Below are 4,418 nucleotides of genomic sequence, written 5' to 3'. Positions count from 1 at the left end.
CTGCGCCCCAGCGTGCTCATCGCCGACGAACCCACCACCGCCCTCGACGTCACCGTGCAGGCACAGATCATGGAACTCCTCGCGGAGCTGCGCGAGGAGACCCGCTCCGCCCTCCTGCTGATCACCCATGACCTCGGCCTCGCCGCCGGCACCGCCGACCGCGTCGCGATCATGTACGCGGGCCGGATCGTCGAGCGGGCACCGGTCGAGGAGCTGTACGCGCACCCCGCGCACCCCTACACCCGGGGCCTGCTCGACGCCGTACCCCGGCTCGACGATCCGGCCCGCGTACATGATCGCGACGCGGTCGGCGGTGCCGGCGGCGAGGCCGAGGTCATGGGTGATCAGCAGGAGGGCGGAGCGGGTCTCCTCGCGCAGCTCCGCGAGGAGTTCCATGATCTGTGCCTGCACGGTGACGTCGAGGGCGGTGGTGGGTTCGTCGGCGATGAGCACGCTGGGGCGCAGCGCCACCGCCATGGCGATCATGACGCGCTGGCGCATCCCGCCGGAGAAGCGGTGCGGGTGGTCGCGGTAGCGGCGGGCCGGGTCGGGGATGCGGACGCGGGCCATCAGGTCGATGGCCCGCGCGCGGGCCTCGCGGCGGCCGATGTCCTCGTGCGCTCTGAGGGTCTCGGCGATCTGGTGGCCCACGGTGAGGCTGGGGTTGAGGGCGGACAGGGCGTCCTGGAAGACCATGGCGAGGTGTCTGCCGCGCAGGGCGCGCAGCGCCGCGGGCCCCAGGGTGAGCAGCTCCGTGCCCCGGTGCAGGACCCGGCCGCCGACGCGGGCGGTGGCGGCCGGGAGCAGGCCCATGACGGCCATGGCGGTGAGGCTCTTGCCGGACCCGGACTCGCCGATGAGCGCGAGGGTCTCCTCTTCGTGGAGGGTGAACGAGACGCCGTCGACGACGCGTTGGGTGGCGCCGTGCGGCAGCAGGTCGACGGTGAGGTCCGCGACCTCCAGCAGGGGGCGGCGGGCGGGCGGTTCTGTCGGGTGGTCGGTCACCGGATCACCGGGTCCTCGGGTCGAGGGCGTCGCGCACCGTGTCCCCGAAGGCGATCAGGGAGAAGACGGTGAAGGACAGGAACAGCCCTGGGAAGATCAGCAGATGGGGGTGGGTCTGGAAGGTGTTCTGGGCGCTCGCCAGCTGCAGGCCCCAGGAGATCGAGGGGGACTGCAGGCCGACGCCGAGGAAGGTCAGCGCGGCCTCGGCGACGACGACGCCGCCGACGGTGATGGAGGCGAGGACGAGGACGGGCGTGAGGATGTTGGGCAGCACATGCCGCCGCACGATGTGCCACTCACTGCCGCCGAGGCTGCGGGCCATGACGACGTAGTCGGCCTCGCGGGCGGAGCGCACCGAGGCGCGCACGACCCGGGTCATGGCGGGCCAGCCGAAGAGGGCGAGGACGGCGGCGACGGTGAACACGTCGCGGCTGGTGACCGTGTTGAGGACGACGACGGCGCCGAGCAGGAACGGGAAGCCGAGGAAGATGTCGGTGACGCGGGCGATGACGCTGTCCACGACCCGTCCCGCCATCCCGGCGAGCGTGCCGAGCACCAGCGCGACGAGGAGTCCGCTGCCGGTGGCGAGCAGTCCGACGCCGAGCGAGGCCCCGGCGCCGTGCACGACGTTGGCGTACAGGTCGCAGCCCTGGGTGTCGAAGCCGAAGGGGTGGCCGGGCGCGGGCCCCCGGGCGCTGTCGCCGAGGTCGCAGACGCGGGGGTCGCCGTGGCCGAACCAGCCCGCGAAGAGCCCGGGGGCGACGGCGAGGACGAGCAGCAGCAGGACGCAGCCGCCGGTGACCAGGAACAGCGGGCGGCGGCGCAGCTCGCGCCCTACGGTGCCGGGCGCGCCCGCGGGCGCCGACGCGGCGGCGGACGTGGGCGCGGCGGCGGACGTGGGCGCGGCGGCGGACGTGGCCGTGGCGGCGGACGTGGCCGTGGCGCCGGACGTGGGCGTGGCGCCGGACGTGGGTGTGCCGGCGGTGGCCGGGGCCTGCGCTCGCGCGGTCCTCGTCGCGTCGGTCTCTGGCTCAGTCACGGCGGATCCTCGGGTCCAGAAGGCTGTTGAGCAGGTCGACCAGGACGCTCGCGACGAGGAAGACCAGGATCAGCGCGGTGGAGACGCCGACCACGGTGGGTCCCGCGTGGCCGCGGATGGCCTGGAAGAGCAGCTGGCCGATGCCCGGGAGGTTGAAGATCCCCTCCACGATCACGGTGCCGCCGAGCAGATATCCGAGGTCGATGGCGAGACAGGTGACGGCGGGGACGAGCGAGTTGCGCAGGACGTGCACGACGACCGTCCTGCGTCTGCTGAGTCCCTTGGCGACGGCGGTGCGTACGTAGTCGGCGCGGAGGTTCTCGATGACGTCGGCGCGTACCAGCCGGGAGATCGAGGCGACCCCGAAGGCGGCGACGACGAGGGCGGGCAGCACATAGCTCGACGGCCAGCCCGCCGTGTCGCCCGCCACCGGGAACCATCCCAGCCGGACGCCGAGGACGACCTGCGCGGTGTAGCCGAGGACGAAGACGGGGACGGAGACGGCGCCGATGGTGAAGGCGAGTACGGCGCGGTCCGTCCAGGTGTTCCTGCGCAGCGCGGCGAGGACGCCGAGGCCGATGCCCGCGACGGCCTCGATCACCCAGGCGGTCAGCGCGAGCCGGACGGTGACCGGCCAGCGGTCGGCCAGCTGGCCGCCGACCGACCGCCCGCTGAAGTCCGTACCGAGGTCGCCCCTGACCAGTCCGGCCAGGTAGTGGCCGTACTGGGTGAGGAGCGGCTCGTCGAGGTGGTACTGCTCGCGCACCGCCTGGACGACGCTCGGGGCGAGCGGCCGGTCGCCCGCGAGCGCGGCCACGGGGTCGCCGGGCAGGGCGTACACCATGGCGTAGATGAGGAAGGTGACGCCGAAGAAGACGATCAGGGCCTCGGCGAGCCGCCGTATCAGGTACGGGGTCACCGGGGTTCCTCGGTGGGCGCGGGGCGGCGGGTGCGGGCGTGGTCGGCCGCCGCCAGCAGGACGGCGTACTGGATTCCGGCGAGGGCCGGGATCGGGATGGGGTCGCCGGTCGCCGGCTCCGCCTCGTCCTGCCACGCGGTGTAGGTGGCGAGGAGTTCGCGGTGGGCGGCGCGGACGGTCGGGGTGGCGGTGCCCGCGGCGAGTTCGGCGTCGAGGGCGCGCAGCAGCATGCCGCCGAAGCGGATGCGGAAGCTGTGCACGGACGCCTGGCAGCCGTAGCGTTCGGCGACGGTGGCGGGCCGGTTCTCCAGCCCGTCGGCCCGCGCCGTCTCCAGGTCGGCGACCTTGGTGAGGGAGGGCACGAAGTCCTTGACGGCGCGCAGGAACGGGGTGGGTACGGCGAGATGCGGGGCGGCGGCGTCGAGGACGGCGCCCAGGAACTCACCGGCCTCGCGCAGCCCTTCGGCGCGGCGGCGCACGAGGTCGGCGTACCCCTCGGTGGTGAGGGTGTCGTCGTCGGCCTCGGGGTGGGACCAGTGCGGGACCTCGGTGACGAAGTAGAAGGTGCCGTACTTCTCGGCGTAGGCGGCGCTGGAGGCGCCGCCGATCTCGTTCGCCGGGTCGGCGCCGAGGCTTTCGAGGTAGTCGTAGGCGTCGCGCATGTCGATGGCGCCGAAGACGGCGGGCGCGTAGCGGGGGGTGTGCGGCGCCTCGGGTTCGCCGGTGGACAGCGGGATGGAGAGGGCGGCGGGGACGGCGGCGAGCAGGTCGTACAGCTCGGGGGCGGGGCGGTTGATGTAGTAGTAGACGCCGCCCGCCTCGCTGTTGTGCAGGGTGGTCAGGAAGCGCGGCCGGGTGGCGTCGATCAGCCGCATCAGCGCGAGGGTCTCGGGCAGGACGCTGTCGAAGTAGGCGTCCTTGTAGGCGAACGGGAAGGTCCACTCGACCTGTTCGCGGCCCGCCGGACGGTAGAAGTGGCGTCCGTAGAGCCGCTTGTCGGTGGGGTGGGCGTACCAGCCCTCGTTGAGCCGGGCGCCGTCCGGGTCGACGCAGGGCACGATGTGCCAGGCGCCGCCGAAGTGGGTGCGCAGGGCGTCGTCCTCGCACAGGGTGGTGGCGAGGTGCAGGGCGGTGACGGCGCCGACGGGCTCGTTGGGGTGGACCCCGCCGACGACGACGTAGTCGGGGCGGTCGGCGGAGCCGTCCGCGCCGTCCCGCAGACCGTCCCGCGCGCCGTCCCGCGCGCTGTCGGCCGGGGTGTCGCGCACGGTGAAGCAGTACAGGGGCTCGCCGAGGGTGGAGGTGCCGATCCGCTCCTCGGTGACCAGCGCGGGGTGGCGGTCGGCCAGGGCGCGGAAGGAGGCCAGCAGGTCGTCCACGCCCGGGTAGACGGAGGTCGGCGGGACGGTCGTGGCGCGCCGTACCCAGCTCTCGGGGACGGGGGAGGACGGGGTG

Annotated in this window: 3 protein-coding genes and 2 pseudogenes; 1 reads left to right on the top strand and 4 read right to left on the bottom strand. The window is 73.7% G+C overall.

Annotated features, from left to right (window positions below; translation table 11 throughout):
• A pseudogene (locus tag DVH02_RS37055) lies at positions 1–276 on the top strand (ABC transporter ATP-binding protein); the annotation flags it as partial.
• Here the strand turns inward: DVH02_RS37055 and DVH02_RS33885 are convergent.
• The 4 genes and pseudogenes from DVH02_RS33885 to DVH02_RS33870 all read right to left on the bottom strand — a co-directional run.
• Positions 244–1,005: pseudogene (locus DVH02_RS33885) on the bottom strand (ABC transporter ATP-binding protein); the annotation flags it as partial. The pseudogenes DVH02_RS37055 and DVH02_RS33885 sit on opposite strands and share 33 nt — an antisense overlap.
• A gap of 4 nt (positions 1,006–1,009) precedes the next feature.
• Complete coding sequence (locus tag DVH02_RS33880) at positions 1,010–2,044, bottom strand: ABC transporter permease (RefSeq protein WP_114627661.1); 1,035 nt, start codon at positions 2,042–2,044, stop codon at positions 1,010–1,012.
• Entirely contained in the window at positions 2,037–2,963 is a 927-nt protein-coding gene (locus DVH02_RS33875) for an ABC transporter permease (protein ID WP_114627660.1), read from the bottom strand. The genes DVH02_RS33880 and DVH02_RS33875 overlap by 8 nt, the downstream gene beginning before the upstream one ends.
• Positions 2,960–4,418 (bottom strand): M14 family zinc carboxypeptidase (locus tag DVH02_RS33870; RefSeq protein ID WP_199566519.1); only part of this gene is annotated, 1,459 nt, incomplete at its 5' end. The genes DVH02_RS33875 and DVH02_RS33870, both read right to left, overlap by 4 nt.

Source organism: Streptomyces corynorhini, assembly GCF_003346515.1.
GTDB lineage: Bacteria > Actinomycetota > Actinomycetes > Streptomycetales > Streptomycetaceae > Streptomyces > Streptomyces corynorhini.
This window is presented reverse-complemented; position numbering and strand designations above follow the sequence as displayed.